This window comes from Nitrosomonas communis (assembly GCF_024102715.1).
In the GTDB taxonomy this organism is placed as follows: Bacteria; Pseudomonadota; Gammaproteobacteria; order Burkholderiales; family Nitrosomonadaceae; genus Nitrosomonas; species Nitrosomonas communis_B.
The window spans coordinates 1-12,890 of sequence record NZ_JAGFJM010000119.1; the positions used below are offsets into that span (position 1 = coordinate 1).

15 protein-coding genes are annotated in these 12,890 nt (G+C 48.7%); 6 read left to right on the top strand and 9 right to left on the bottom strand.

Annotated elements, in window-relative coordinates:
• Positions 1 to 264: 264 nt before the first annotated feature.
• The 3 genes from J5I83_RS11450 to J5I83_RS11460 all read right to left on the bottom strand — a co-directional run bounded on the left by J5I83_RS11450 (position 265) and on the right by J5I83_RS11460 (position 3,661).
• Entirely contained in the window at positions 265 to 753 is a 489-nt protein-coding gene (locus tag J5I83_RS11450) for a hypothetical protein (protein ID WP_304056152.1), read from the bottom strand.
• Positions 754 to 1,779, bottom strand: coding sequence for a hypothetical protein (locus J5I83_RS11455; protein WP_304056154.1), 1,026 nt, complete (start codon positions 1,777 to 1,779; stop codon positions 754 to 756).
• A gap of 253 nt (positions 1,780 to 2,032) precedes the next feature.
• The gene (locus tag J5I83_RS11460) at positions 2,033 to 3,661 is read right to left on the bottom strand and encodes a SagB/ThcOx family dehydrogenase (RefSeq protein WP_369683423.1); all 1,629 of its coding nucleotides are present in this window, start codon (positions 3,659 to 3,661) and stop codon (positions 2,033 to 2,035) included.
• Positions 3,662 to 4,012: 351 nt separating this feature from the next.
• On the opposite strand from J5I83_RS11460, the gene J5I83_RS11465 reads away from it, so the two are divergent.
• Genes J5I83_RS11465 through J5I83_RS11480 form a run of 4 tightly spaced genes read left to right on the top strand, consistent with a single transcriptional unit; the run spans position 4,013 to position 5,767 of the window.
• Positions 4,013 to 4,378: a GTP-binding protein gene (locus tag J5I83_RS11465; RefSeq protein ID WP_304056157.1), complete on the top strand. Its 366-nt coding sequence runs from the start codon at positions 4,013 to 4,015 to the stop codon at positions 4,376 to 4,378.
• On the top strand, positions 4,375 to 5,016 hold the full coding sequence (locus J5I83_RS11470) for a GTP-binding protein (RefSeq protein WP_304056159.1): 642 nt from the start codon (positions 4,375 to 4,377) through the stop codon (positions 5,014 to 5,016). Before J5I83_RS11465 ends, J5I83_RS11470 begins: the two co-directional genes overlap by 4 nt.
• Complete coding sequence (locus J5I83_RS11475; RefSeq protein ID WP_304056162.1) at positions 4,988 to 5,170, top strand: GTP-binding protein; 183 nt, start codon at positions 4,988 to 4,990, stop codon at positions 5,168 to 5,170. The genes J5I83_RS11470 and J5I83_RS11475 overlap by 29 nt, the downstream gene beginning before the upstream one ends.
• 33 nt (positions 5,171 to 5,203) lie before the next feature.
• On the top strand, positions 5,204 to 5,767 hold the full coding sequence (locus J5I83_RS11480; protein WP_304056163.1) for a DUF2796 domain-containing protein: 564 nt from the start codon (positions 5,204 to 5,206) through the stop codon (positions 5,765 to 5,767).
• Between the two features lie 8 nt (positions 5,768 to 5,775).
• On the opposite strand, the gene J5I83_RS11485 is transcribed toward J5I83_RS11480, so the two are convergent.
• Positions 5,776 to 6,417, bottom strand: a complete 642-nt coding sequence (locus J5I83_RS11485; RefSeq protein WP_304056165.1) for a DUF3299 domain-containing protein — start codon at positions 6,415 to 6,417, stop codon at positions 5,776 to 5,778.
• Between the two features lie 86 nt (positions 6,418 to 6,503).
• Between J5I83_RS11485 and J5I83_RS11490 the strand changes: the two genes are divergently transcribed.
• A complete protein-coding gene (locus tag J5I83_RS11490; protein WP_304056167.1) occupies positions 6,504 to 7,244 on the top strand; it encodes an ABC transporter ATP-binding protein in 741 nt (246 codons plus the stop codon).
• Positions 7,234 to 8,490 carry an ABC transporter permease gene (locus tag J5I83_RS11495; protein ID WP_304056169.1) on the top strand — a complete coding sequence of 419 codons (1,257 nt, stop codon included), beginning with the start codon at positions 7,234 to 7,236 and terminating at the stop codon, positions 8,488 to 8,490. Before J5I83_RS11490 ends, J5I83_RS11495 begins: the two co-directional genes overlap by 11 nt.
• A gap of 165 nt (positions 8,491 to 8,655) precedes the next feature.
• Here J5I83_RS11495 and aroG read toward each other — a convergent pair whose 3' ends face one another.
• The 5 genes from aroG to J5I83_RS11520 form a co-directional block, all read right to left on the bottom strand.
• On the bottom strand, positions 8,656 to 9,717 hold the full coding sequence (gene aroG, locus J5I83_RS11500) for a 3-deoxy-7-phosphoheptulonate synthase AroG (protein ID WP_304056171.1): 1,062 nt from the start codon (positions 9,715 to 9,717) through the stop codon (positions 8,656 to 8,658).
• A 294-nt stretch (positions 9,718 to 10,011) separates the two neighbouring features.
• Positions 10,012 to 10,443, bottom strand: coding sequence for a hypothetical protein (locus tag J5I83_RS11505; RefSeq protein ID WP_304056172.1), 432 nt, complete (start codon positions 10,441 to 10,443; stop codon positions 10,012 to 10,014).
• A gap of 182 nt (positions 10,444 to 10,625) precedes the next feature.
• The gene (locus J5I83_RS11510; protein ID WP_304056174.1) at positions 10,626 to 11,339 is read right to left on the bottom strand and encodes a DUF3313 domain-containing protein; all 714 of its coding nucleotides are present in this window, start codon (positions 11,337 to 11,339) and stop codon (positions 10,626 to 10,628) included.
• 141 nt (positions 11,340 to 11,480) lie between these two features.
• Positions 11,481 to 11,801, bottom strand: a complete 321-nt coding sequence (locus J5I83_RS11515) for a heavy metal-binding domain-containing protein (protein ID WP_304056177.1) — start codon at positions 11,799 to 11,801, stop codon at positions 11,481 to 11,483.
• Between the two features lie 196 nt (positions 11,802 to 11,997).
• Complete coding sequence (locus J5I83_RS11520) at positions 11,998 to 12,231, bottom strand: hypothetical protein (RefSeq protein ID WP_304056179.1); 234 nt, start codon at positions 12,229 to 12,231, stop codon at positions 11,998 to 12,000.
• Between the last annotated feature and the right edge of the window lie 659 nt (positions 12,232 to 12,890).

Here is a 12,890-nt window from a genome sequence, read left to right on the forward strand (position 1 = left end):
TGAATGCGCTCGGCTCGAACCAGCCGATAAGTGTAATAGCGCTCCCCAGTCGCATTGCTGCGGGTTTGAGTTCGTCGGATAAACATAGGCGCGACGTTACTACAAAGTGGAGGATAAAACAAGATATCATAATAATATTATGGCACTACATTACGCACTCAGGCACGCCACAAAATACAAAGCTTTGTATATCAGTTAGTTAGAAATATATAAAACAGAGAAAGGAGGAGAATTTTGCTGGATGAGGTTAAAGATGGGCTAGGCTTATTTACACGGTACATCTGAACGGTCGATACGCTTGTCCAAACATATCATGCCAACCTTTGATTCTAAGTATGCGGTGATAGTGAGTGAGACAGGAACAGACAAAAGCTGGCCATTGCACCGCCCCCTAATTTGATTTTGTTGCTGCAACGTAAGCGAACAAGAAAAATAAATGTTATTAACCGATTCACCTTTGGGAATAACGTATCGCCTTAATATGGCTCCCTTTAATGTTGGCTGACCAATCCAGAAATCAATTAATAAACGATCAAGGGTAAGGTTGAAAGGACTCCTATTGTAAATGTGGAAATACAGGCTGATTTCCGGAATCTCCATGCCAAAACTGATATTGATTGGGGCATTACTTCGTAGATCAATATCGATTGAGTTTGCGATCCTGTCAGGCTTGTAGAAATAGCGAATAAACCAACCTGGAAGTTTTGCAACTAGAAGCCTCAGCATATAACCAAAAGGTTCAGGAATCATCATTCAATCACATCTGACTGATGCCTGTGTTTTCTTCAGTATTGCTTCTCCCTCACGCATGATCCCTTTAGCTTTGTTCAGAATGTCTGAATGGGCAGCCTTCATAAGTGGTAATTCATTGCGCGCAGAGGCAGCAAGCGCTTGATATTGTATCAGCACCTGTGCTTCATCCCCTGGCTTAGCATTCAATTTAGGCAGGGAATATTTGCTTTCTTTAATTGCCTGATCCAAGGCGTGAGTCTCCTGTCTAATTTTCGTAACGAGAGGTTCAACGTTAGAAAGACGATGCTCTAACTCTTCGAGTCTCACCATGAACTTATCATGGGCATAACCGAGACGTGAACTATAGCTATACGCCATCCTGGAGTTGTAAGCATAGCCAACTCTTGAGTTGGCCTGATAACAGGTCATCGGTCGAAGAGATGCGTCGTGTTTTAATTCGGCAAGATCATTTTCAAGATCATGAAGCGCTGACTGCTCATCATCCAATGCGGATTTTATATCAGCGAGATTCCTCTTGATTCCGGTAGATTTAACCGCATTAATGTCATCGGCAAGAGTGTTAGCAAGCTTCGTTAGGCTTTCCTTTTCTTTGTAGATCGCAGCAAGTTCTTCCTGCCATCGGTTGAGCAATAGATTGTAATCCCGATCAGTTGTAGGCAGGAAAGTCACGGTTGACATATTCCCTGAATCAGTTGGAAACATAAGCACAACTGTTTTTCCTTGCTTTCTACCATTTATTACTAGATCCTGAAAAAGCCTTTCGGCAGTTAACGTAATAGCATCTCCGTCGGTAGTTCCTCGCAGGGGCAAGGTATTGCTCTTTGTGTTTCCGTACCCGTCCGGCGTAACAATGACTAGCGAACCGGACACTATATCTCCCGTTTGAGTCACGCCCAGATACACCACTTCGCGTGGTCTAGAATCCGCTACAAATATACCAGTAAATTTATTCTGACCGTAGCCGGCTGCTATGTTGCAGACTAATAAGAAGCAAAGAAATGCTCCCAGTAACGTTATTTTCCTCAAGCCAATTCCTCTCCTAACAGATGCTCGGCCTAACTAGAGTTAAGCCTCCGAAATGACGCAATTTATGACGTCAATTATGAAATCTAATACACTAAACTTCATGTTATCTCCTTATTTTTTTATGGCAATAGATCGATTTAGCTTTCGTTACAGGAAACTTTATTAGATCCACTTACAAGCAATTGGTAGCTTCGGCTAGCTATATGGATGATCCTTTTACCATACTTTTACTGCTTTTGGCTGGTTGATCTTATCAACATACCTGCCTGCCGCTAAGATGCGCATAAGGCGGCAGCGTACGCAGGCGCGGGTCGTCCAGCGGGCCGCCGACGGTGAAGTGATAGAGCGATTGCCACCCGTGGCCTGATAAGCCGAGCAGGGCGTGCAGCGCGTCATCGAAATAGCAGCCGATGCCGGTGCCGCGCAGGCCTGCGGCTTCTGCTTCCAGGTAGAGCACCTGACCGAGCATGCCCGCTTCATGAAACAGCTCGCGGTAATGCCAGGCTCCCGCGTTTAACGCAGCCTCGAATTCAGCCAGCATGCCGAGCGAGAAGCAGCTATCGGCGGCGATGTCCTGGCGGCAACTGATCAGGCGTGCTGCGTCCCGGGCATCGGCGGCGAATAATCGGAACAAGCCAAGATGCCGGGGTGCACCGGCTACTTCGGCCCATTCGGCATCCTCGCGTATTGCTTGACGTAACGCGGGCGCGACGGAGTGATCCCGCAGAAGCAGGTAGATACCTGGTGTTATCCCTGCGATACGATGCACGAACAGGATGAGATGTACTCGCGGCGGCCGCTGCCAAGCATCCCAGGGCGGTAGCTCAGGACGAGGCAGCAGGGCATCGAGCATTGTGAACCAGCGTTCTGTTGGCATGGCAGTTATGCCATCGAAACCGACAGCACTGCGGCGCTGGCGAATCAGTACATCTGCATCTTGCGAGCAATCAATCGGTGCCAGGGGTGGCCACTGTGCTGGCGAGATCAATGGCGAGGAAGGCGGAACAGGCCGCTCAGCAGCAAGGTGCACTGCATCGATTCCCGCCCAATGAACATGTTTTGCACTGAGGCGATTGGCCTGGCCGACAAAATTCAGGCCGCTGGCCAGGACTGTGGCTGTTTGAGCCAAATCCAACGACTCGGGCGCATTCCCGCAGCCAATCCAGAGCGCTACCTCTACTGCTTCGCTTTCATGCTCGGCAAAATCGTTTTTGTGCGCAGCACCAGTTAGCGCAGCAAGCACCGCATCAGGCCAATTCTCCAGTATCTGCGCGCGCCAGCCAAGCGTGGCGGCGGCATAGCTGACTGCTGCCATGGCATGGCCGCAGTCGTGTTGACAATAGCGGTAGGCGCGCAGCCCATACTTCCAGGCTTCGCGCCAATGAATGGACGTAAGAATCAGCACGAAACCGCCAGCCAACTCGCCATCCCAAGCGGGATCTGCCTCGGCGCGCCGTTCCAGGCTGTGGTCGTAGCTGACATAGTGATGCACGCCGCTGGCAAGGCCATCGCGTGCAGCGGCGAGCACATAGCACTCGGTGGGATGCAAATTTCCGCTGGAAGGATTGCAGCGCAACGCCCAGCGCGAGCCCCCATACTCTTTCCATGCCGACAAGCCGAAACTCAGCTCCAGCAACGTCGCCAAACCGGCCAGATTGAGAGCTGCCGGTGTTTGCTTCCGACCGCTGCGGATCTCGCTAAACGGCATCTGCAAGGGAGTAACGCGTAAAGGCAACTCGCAACGTTGCGTCCCCGCATAACGGCGAAACGGATCAGGCTGGTTGGCCCAGTCCAAGTCGCCTGGCCCCGGCGCATAGCCATCCAAGCGGTGTTTGCTGGCTTCGTGATAGGCGATGATGGTTGATAATGCGTTGTTATTCATGATTTACCCACAAAAATTACATTTAGCTGTGCTTGCTTTCCACAAATTGAATTGTCGCTGAATCATGCGCAGGATGACGGGGATGTTTTATCTGCTCTATGTAGATAATTATATAGTTTCTGTATTTCATCGTTCATGGTTCGACAGGCTCAGCACGAATGCAATTAGCCACCAGGCCGCTCCAAGCATGGTAGGTATAAAATACCGTTCGGTCTGAGTTCGTCGAAGGCTGATAAATGCCCGCGGCGCAACAGGTTTCTTTTTGTCTTTTCGTGTTAGACTGAGCCACCGGCTACGATGGAAAAATTCTGCTAGAAGCGCAAGAACACTGCGAACTGATTAATCGACTTTATGACTACTGAGCTTACTCCCTCCCAACCGCTTGTGCCTGTATCGGTCCTGACCGGCTTTCTTGGCAGCGGCAAGACGACCTTGCTCAATTACCTGGTCCATCAGCCTTGTTTCAGCGATACCTTGGCCATCATCAATGAATTTGGAGAAATCAGCCTCGATCATTTGCTGGTCACCCAAAGTCAAGAAGCTGTCGTGATGGAAATGGACAGCGGCTGTATTTGCTGTTCGATACGCGGCGATCTTGCGCGCGTGCTCAGAGATATCGGCTGGCGCTTCTCGCGGGGTGGTAAAAGAAAATTCAACCGGGTCGTGATCGAAACGACAGGCTTGGCCGATCCAGCTCCTATCCTGCTACACTCATGACGGACGAGTTCATTGCATCGCGTTACCACTTGGATGCGGTCATTACCACGGTCGATAGCGTCAATGGCATGCAGACGCTCGATCATCACCCTGAGGCCATCAAGCAAGCAGCTGTAGCAGATCGGCTCATTCTGACCAAAAGTGATCTGGTAGACGAAGTCCAGTTGGCTGTCCTGCAGCAGCGCCTGACTCAGCTCAATCCAGCCGCGCAACAGTTACGGGTGGTGAAGGGAGAAGCAGCAGATTTGCTGTCTCTGTTCAATACCCGTTTGTTTACTCTCGATCAAAAAACACCCGATGTACTTGGCTGGCTTGATGAGTCGTCATATGCGGAAATACCCGGGCGTTCAGCAGGTCCATTGCGCTATCAGCCTGTCACCCAACATGCACCCAAAAAGCTTTTCCAGAAAAAGCCATCCGTTCAGCCAGATGCCAATCGTCATGATGATCACATCCGGGCATTCTGCTTTACCTTTGATCATCCGATTGATCCCGATCTATTTGATCAGTGGCTGAGTCTATTGATGGCGTTCAAAGGCCCCGATATTTTGCGTGTGAAAGGGGATCATCAATCTGCAGCACCGCTCGGGACCTACGGTGATCCATGGCGTGCAACATGTCTTTCATCCGCCAGTTGAGCTCGTTGACTGGCCATCTGCAGATCACCGCACGCGCATCGTTTTTATCACGCGGGATGTCGCTCGTTCGGTGATCGAACGCACTTTCAGCGGTTTTGTCAGCTCATGCACGGAAATGTCTTCTGTCGCAGCAGCTTCTGGCGTTGAGACATAATTTCCTTTGAGCATCCTATCCTGGAGAGGAGCTATGGTAAACAGACAGTTATTGACAGGATTACTATTGCTTTTGCTGGGTGGCAGTAGTCATGCTTTTTCAGCGGCGGCAGCATCCCAAGGCGCGCATGTGCATGGTGAAGCGACGCTTAATGTCGTGCTGGAGGGCAATACCTTGTATATCGAGTTTGATTCTCCCGCGATCAATCTCATTGGATTTGAGCACGCGCCCAACAATGAGGAGCAAGCAGCAGCCTTCTCAAATGCAAAACAAATGCTGGCTTCCGCTGAGCGTCTGTTTGATTTTTCAACCACGACATGCTTGTTGGAGAATGCGGAAATTGAGGCGCCTTACATGAAAAACCATGAGCCCGCAGATCATCAAAATCACCATGAAGCGCAGCAGGAGCATGCTGATTTTCATGCAAGCTATATTTTCCAGTGCGAGCAGGCTAAAGATTTAACCGCCATTTCGATCAAGTTCTTTGCGCTTTTTCCGGGTATCCAGGCAATCAAAGCATATTGGATTTTTCAGGGCAAGCAGGGCGCGGCTTCATTGACTGCGGATGCGGATAACCACATGCTCACGGTTAACTAAGCAGCGGTTTATTCTGTATAGGTTTCCACAGTAGCCACTTCCATTGCATAAGCAGAGGTGGCGACATCATTTTCCGTCAAGGTCGTTTTCAAAATACCCGTTACCCAGACAGGTTCATGCAACGCAGTAACTTCTAACCCTTTTTCAAAAACCCCGTAGACAATCTGGTTGGGCGGTGGGGGGGGGACATGAATACACGCTCCAAAGAATGGCACTAAAAAGAAACGCGTGAGAGTTTGTTTTTCGTCAAACTCCAGCGGTACGATGAAACCCGGCAATCTGATCCGTTGATTGTCAAATTCCGGCTTGATGCGCGTGGATGAAAGCGCTTGCATGTAACGATCGTCACTTGCCTGCGCCATGGCCAGCATGAATTGATTGCTTAACATATCCTCCTCAGAGCCATCTTCGATCTCATCAAGGTAGGCCGGAGGATTCAACAAAGCATCCAGATCGTCCTGTGGCATCAGGTCGGTCCATTGGATGGTTTTATAAGACTCAGTCTGAAGCACCTGTGGTTTAGCTGGTGTTTGCTTGCCGGAAATCACCTCTGCGCCTGCTTCAGGTTCGCTTTGAGAACATGCGATCAGCAACGCAGCCAGCAGGCTGATGAATGCAGCGGAGTTGACAATAAAAAAGTTGGATTTCATAAGCAGTGGTATCACTATCCTCAAGTCAATGCCATGGTACAGTATAGTACATTAGACTTCGAATAAAAGCGGTAAGGAGTTTCTTCATGTACCCTGACTCTCCAGAAAATGCCACATTGACTGTGCCAGAAGCGAAGCTTGATGCGGTAAAAATCAACAACTTGTACTTTTTTTACCCTGGAAAAGCGCGCACTGCTGTTTTGGTTATTCCGGAATGGCGCATAGCCAGAGGTGCGCGGGTATTTCTCAAAGGTCCCTCGGGTTCCGGCAAATCGACGCTGCTGAATTTGCTGGCTGGTATTTTGGTCGCTAATAAAGGCAACATAGAAATACTTGGTCAGAATCTGGGCGCTTTATCCAGCCGCGCGCGCGATCGTTTCCGCGCAGCGCATATCGGCATGGTATTTCAGCAATTCAATCTCATTCATTATTTGAGCGTGCTGGACAACATCCGGCTCGCCGCCCATTTTGGCAAAAAGGATATGGTCGATCTTACGGTAACGGCAAAGCAGCTTTTTGATGCACTTGGGCTGGATAACATGCTGATCACAAAGAAAGCGGGTGAGCTCAGCGTCGGTCAGCAGCAGCGCGTCGCCATTGCCCGCGCGCTGATCAATAGCCCGGAGCTATTGATTGTGGATGAGCCTACCTCGGCATTGGATAGTGATACGCGGGATGCCTTTATGAAGATACTATTGGAAATCAGCCAAAAGCAAGGTAATACCTTGATTTTTGTGAGCCATGATACCGCGCTGACGCATCATTTTAATCATATCGTTAACTTGGCGGAAATCAACCAGGCAGGAGCTGTCGAATATGTTTGTTAACGTCGCCTGGCATAGCCTGCTCAATCGGAAATATAGTGTGCTGCTCGCCTTGATTTCAGTCGCGATCAGTACCTTTGTTTTGCTTGGAGTTGAGCATATCCGGCATGAAGCAAAAGAAAGTTTCAGCAACACGGTGTCAGGCGTCGATCTCATCGTGGGCGCCCGCACTGGCCCGTTAAACCTGCTGCTATATTCTGTTTTCCGCATGGGTAATGCCACCAATAATATCGCGTGGGAAAGCTACCGTGAGCTTGCGGCTGATGCCAAGGTTGCCTGGACGATACCGATTTCATTGGGGGACTCTCATCGCGGCTACCGGGTAATGGGCACCACGCAAGACTACTTCGCGCATTTCCGCTTTGGCCAAAACACACCGTTAACCTTCGCTGAAGGTCGCCCCTCTGCGCAGCTGTTCGACGTGGTGATTGGCGCCGAGGTCGCCAGAAAGCTTGACTATCGTCTGCATGACCACATCATCCTGGCGCATGGCCTTGGACAAGCAAGCTTTAGTCTGCATGATGATAAACCTTTCCAGATAGTTGGTATCTTGCGAGCGACTGGTACACCAGTGGATCAAGCGCTATATGTTAGCCTGCAAGGAATGGAAGCAATTCATCTGAACTGGAAAGATGGCGTAAAAATACCAGGCAGGCAAATGGCTGCGCATGCGCTGGAAGCGGACAAACTGACGCCTAAAAGCATCACTGCTTTCATGGTGGGGCTTAAATCCAAAATGGCTACCTTTCATGTGCAACGGCAAATCAATCATTATCAACGTGAACCGCTGCTCGCCATTTTGCCAGGCATCGCGCTCACCGAGCTGTGGCAAATGATGAGTGTGATGGAAAATACGCTTAGATTGATTTCTATTCTGGTGTTATTTTCCTCGTTATTAGGGTTAAGCACCATGCTGCTCTCTTCCATTCGCGAAAGGCAGCGCGAAATTGCGGTCATGCGCGCCATCGGCGCCAGCCCCCTTTTCATATTTCTGGTCATTCAAACCGAAGCACTGCTGATTTCCTTAAGCGGTATCATCATTGCCATTTGTGCGCTAGCGGCAGGGATTCTGTTCACCCAAGCGTTGCTTGCAGAAAACTATGGTGTTTTCATTAGCCATTTTTCTATGAATAGTCAGATACTCGGAATATTGGGCATCATCATTGCGAGCACGCTGGTGCTCGCACTTATTCCTTCGCTCAGTGCCTACCGCATGTCCCTGCATCAGGGTCTTGCAGCGAGGAGCTGAGTGGAAGCACTAGACGAGTGGAGCATGCCGGTATAACGGCTACAAAAACGCTGTTCGGCCGGAGCTGATCCAAGGCGGCATAGTTGCTTGGCAGTTTGATCAGCTTGCCGCGAACGGTAATGGATTTACTGGAACGATTCACCAGTAAGCGAGGAATATATATGTTTAGCACATTCTGCGTTGCTCGACTGCTTCTGCCAGCCGATGCAACACCTGCTCAGTGGCATCAAAGCTGATGCAGCCATCAGTAATGCTTTGTCCATAAACCAATTCTTCGCGTTTCTTGCCGTCTGTTTTCTGGTTGCCTTCAACCAGATGACTTTCGATCATCACGCCGCAGATGGCTTTATTCCCGCCTGCAATCTGTCCTGCCACATTGACAGCCACTTCCGGCTGGCGGCGATAGTCCTTATGACTGTTCGCATGGCTGAAATCGACCATCAGATAAGGCGGCAGCTTGGCTTTGGCTAATTCTTCAACTGCTGAAAGCACGCTATCGGCATCATAGTTAGGCTTGCGTCCGCCCCGCAGGATGATATGGCAATCTTCATTTCCTTTGGTGGCAAAAATGGCTGTGCGCCCCTCTTTGGTAACCGAAAGAAAATGGTGCGGACGGGAAGCTGCCCCAATTGCATCGATGGCAATGTTCAGATTACCATAGGTGCCATTCTTGAACCCAATCGGGCAGGATACACCTGATGCCAATTCGCGATGCGCCTGGCTCTCAGTGGTGCGTGCACCGATGGCAGCCCAGCTGATCAAATCAGCCAGGTATTGCGGGCTGATCAGATCAAGAAATTCCGTTGCCGCAGGCATTCCCAAGTTGTTCAAATCCAGCAGCAGTTTGCGTGCCATGCGTAATCCCTTATTGATATGAAAGCTGTTATCCAGATCAGGATCGTTGATCAATCCTTTCCAGCCAATGGTCGTGCGCGGTTTTTCAAAGTACACGCGCATGACGATAAGCAACTGATCTTTGAACACTTCACGCAGATGTTTCAAGCGGGCCGCATATTCTAGTGCCGCATCCACATCATGGATGGAACACGGACCGGCCACGACTAGTAAGCGATCATCTTCACCATGCAAAACATGATGAACAGCTTGTCGGGCAGCATAAACCGTTTCGGTTGCCACCTCTGACAGCGGATATTCGCGGTGCAATTCCACCGGCGGAGTAAGTTCGTGCATGCCGATAATGCGTAAATCATCGGTCTGAAATTTCATAATGATTCCTTTGTTTAATTGCTGACTGGTCCGGGAGCAATATTCTGCGAGCAATAGGAACAGCAAGCAGAAAAATACATAAGATATTTTAACCTAGCCGGAACATACTTTTCGCTAGTTTGGGAGAGATTTATGGTAAAAAAGCGGGCTGCAGAGTAAGGGAAGTGGGGTGTTTATCCGCTTCGTCAGAGGATGGGTAACATTTTCTACCTCCCTTTAGTTAATGGCTTTCCTGCATGGACACGGACAAAATGCGCTGATGCTATCAATTTCTTCCACAAACTCAACACAAAGTTATTGTGAAATTATTTTGCTCAAATAACTGCCTTCTTGACTACCTGATATCACGGGACTTAAAGGCCCAATTCCCAAGAAGGTAAAATTTCCAGAAAGTCCACGGATATCTGTCCAGGTACCATTGAGCGATTCCGTGTTCATCGATACAAAAAATTCTCCGAGAAGGCCATTACTTAAATGAGAGGTAAAGCCAAGATGAAACCTATTTGATGGACGGTCTAAATTAGCTGCGCCATGCGAGGGGAATTCGTAAGCAGCGGTTTTTTGAGTACCCGTAAGCTCAAAAACAAATCCTTTACTATCTACATCAAAACACAAAATGTCGGAAAAAGGGTTAAGTCTCCAGCAAAACACACCCGCGCTTTGAGCGTGGCTAGTAAGTGGTGACAATAGCGCAATGAAACTACCTAACATAATTAACTTTTTCATCTTTTCCCCCTCTTGATGTTGATAATCAAATTGACGACTCCAGGAACTAACTCATCAGAGCAACGGGGCTGCTAGCTTCTTTACATCCCAATCAGATCTCATGAGGAACAGGCTGATTTACCGCATACGACAACTTTGTTCAACGCTCGGCTAGAAACTGCCTGGATTGTATCAGTAAGTTGTTAATCCTCAGGTTTCTCACATATGGTATCGCCGCGCATTTCGCAAGCACGCCACCGTATTTTCTTAGCCCAATAAGTGTAGGCCAACTCGACATCTTCCCATTGGTTCAGTGATTTCCACGCGTATTTCCCCCCACCGCGGCGATCAACACCAGCAGCCAGTAATTCACCCGTTTGACTATCTGTTGCTTCCATTTCGATGGAGGCCTTGCCAACGAAACTCTCTGTTCCACTGAGTGTTTTCTTTCCTTTGGACACGATGAGGGAACCTGGATGCATGGCTGTCAGGTTATCCAGTACCGGTATACCCTTACCGGCTTCCGTGATGCCGATGCGAATCTTTATAACGCCAGGACCAGGTTGCTGCACCATGGTATAGTCCTTACGCAACTCTTCATCGACGCGCGACCAGAGATATTGCGATAAATGATTTGCATCTTCCATATCGATATCCTTGGCGCTCGATTTTTCTCCACGCCAGACCTGCACTGGTTCCAGCAAGATTTTGGTGTAGGATTTGAACCTGGTTTTGTCTGGCGTAAAATAAACCAATGATGCCTCAGTTTCGTCTGCTGCGGGATGGAGCTTTGAATAATCTTCCAAAAATCCGGAGGACTCAGCCTTTCCATAGCCGCCAGCCTGTTGGGTAGTGGCGCAAGCTGTGAACATTGCTGCACATACACTAATTAATAACAGCCGTTGTATGATCATCATTCGCAGTCTCCTTACATAGGTTACACAAAGGTTCATTCTTCTATCCCAGCTAATCCTATTTTACTTGCGTAAGCAAAGCAATCAAATTGAATATGGGCAACAGGCAAAGCAGGGAATATCTACTCATGCACTTGATCGTTTTTACTCAATGAAAACCGCGGTCCCGCTGACAGAAACCATCAGCATGCCATTTTCCTTGCCAAGTACTTCATAATCAATATCGATACCGATTACTGCGTTGGCACCGAGTTCCTGAGCGCGTTCTTGCAATTCTTCCAGCGCGATATCGCGTGCACGTTGCAGTTCTTTCTCGTAGGTTCCAGAACGCCCGCCAACAAAATCCCGTATCCCTGCAAACAGATCCTTCAACACATTAGCGCCCAGCACGGCTTCGCCAGCAACGATACCGCAGTATTTGGTGATGCGCTTGCCATCGATAGTGGGAGTCGTTGAAAGTAGCATGATTATCTCCAATGAAGGTTAGCCGATGAATATCTTTTTCGCTGATGAGCGATTATCCCGTATTTCTTATCCAGAACGCATTTTTTATCTATCCAATTAGGCAGCTGAAGGACGAAACAACAATAGGGGAGGGGGAGGGATGTAACTTTGTCAGGAAACAATACAGAATCTAGCGAGAAGGCAAAAAGCCGCATCTTTACTTGGTTTGGTGTTTTTGTTTTTCTGTCATGGGAACAAATATGGGAACATTTCTGTCTGATAGCCCCTTGAGCAATGTCGCGTTCGTCCTTGCCGCTGATTTTTTTATCTGACTTTTGTTTATTTGTGACGTATCAGGATCGTCAACCTTGCCAGATAAAACACAAGGTGACTCTTTTTTAGTGGGGACACTGGGGACATTGGGGACAGGTTCTTGAAACCCTTTATCCATGCGGATTTCCATCTTCTCATTTTGTCCCCAATCAGTTTTTGGGGACTGGGGACAAGTGGGGACAAAAGCATCCGACCAGCACCATGCGGTCACTGTGCAAGCACCATGCAGGCCCCTGTTCGTTTGAGCAGAGAATTATCCTCAAGATGTAATTTTCAATTTGTGGGGCTTGCTGCTGCTATTCCTATTATTTTTGCTCCAGATGAGGATCGCTTCTAAAGAAAAGTTATTTTTTCTTCTACATGCGAACTGACATTACTGACAAAAGATTAAGGGGAATTTCGCCCCTTTCAGCAGGCTCATGCAGGCTTCCGCTAAGGTGGCCAAGATGGCCAAGATTTTATCCTGGACAACTTGGACATCTTCAGGGGCGAATTGGGCGAAAACCATTTATCCATGCGGTTCTTGCTGAAGGTGCTCAAGATGCTCATCTTTTTCTTCTGGAGGATTTGAGCACCTTTGAGCATCTTCAATTCCTGGAAGACACCATATCCACCAGACCACATAACTTGACCTTCTTGTATGTTACTGCATATAGCAAAGCTCAAATAAATTGATTACAATTCATAGATGACTTATCCATCATCATTTCGCTGCAAAGTTTTGTCCGTTCGCAAGAAGGAAGGACTTACCATTGCGCAGGCGGCGGCGCGTTTTTG

What these genes read in the sequence shown, in the direction of transcription:
- J5I83_RS11480 (WP_304056163.1), top strand. Translation starts at nt 5,204, where the DNA reads ATGGTAAACAGACAGTTATTGACAGGATTACTATTGCTTTTGCTGGGT.
- J5I83_RS11485 (WP_304056165.1), bottom strand. Translation starts at nt 6,417, where the DNA reads ATGAAATCCAACTTTTTTATTGTCAACTCCGCTGCATTCATCAGCCTG.
- J5I83_RS11460 (WP_369683423.1), bottom strand. Translation starts at nt 3,661, where the DNA reads ATGAATAACAACGCATTATCAACCATCATCGCCTATCACGAAGCCAGC.
- J5I83_RS11510 (WP_304056174.1), bottom strand. Translation starts at nt 11,339, where the DNA reads ATGATGATCATACAACGGCTGTTATTAATTAGTGTATGTGCAGCAATG.
- J5I83_RS11520 (WP_304056179.1), bottom strand. Translation starts at nt 12,231, where the DNA reads ATGGATAAAGGGTTTCAAGAACCTGTCCCCAATGTCCCCAGTGTCCCC.
- J5I83_RS11465 (WP_304056157.1), top strand. Translation starts at nt 4,013, where the DNA reads ATGACTACTGAGCTTACTCCCTCCCAACCGCTTGTGCCTGTATCGGTC.
- J5I83_RS11505 (WP_304056172.1), bottom strand. Translation starts at nt 10,443, where the DNA reads ATGAAAAAGTTAATTATGTTAGGTAGTTTCATTGCGCTATTGTCACCA.
- aroG (WP_304056171.1), bottom strand. Translation starts at nt 9,717, where the DNA reads ATGAAATTTCAGACCGATGATTTACGCATTATCGGCATGCACGAACTT.
- J5I83_RS11450 (WP_304056152.1), bottom strand. Translation starts at nt 753, where the DNA reads ATGATGATTCCTGAACCTTTTGGTTATATGCTGAGGCTTCTAGTTGCA.
- J5I83_RS11495 (WP_304056169.1), top strand. Translation starts at nt 7,234, where the DNA reads ATGTTTGTTAACGTCGCCTGGCATAGCCTGCTCAATCGGAAATATAGT.
- J5I83_RS11515 (WP_304056177.1), bottom strand. Translation starts at nt 11,801, where the DNA reads ATGCTACTTTCAACGACTCCCACTATCGATGGCAAGCGCATCACCAAA.
- J5I83_RS11490 (WP_304056167.1), top strand. Translation starts at nt 6,504, where the DNA reads ATGTACCCTGACTCTCCAGAAAATGCCACATTGACTGTGCCAGAAGCG.
- J5I83_RS11470 (WP_304056159.1), top strand. Translation starts at nt 4,375, where the DNA reads ATGACGGACGAGTTCATTGCATCGCGTTACCACTTGGATGCGGTCATT.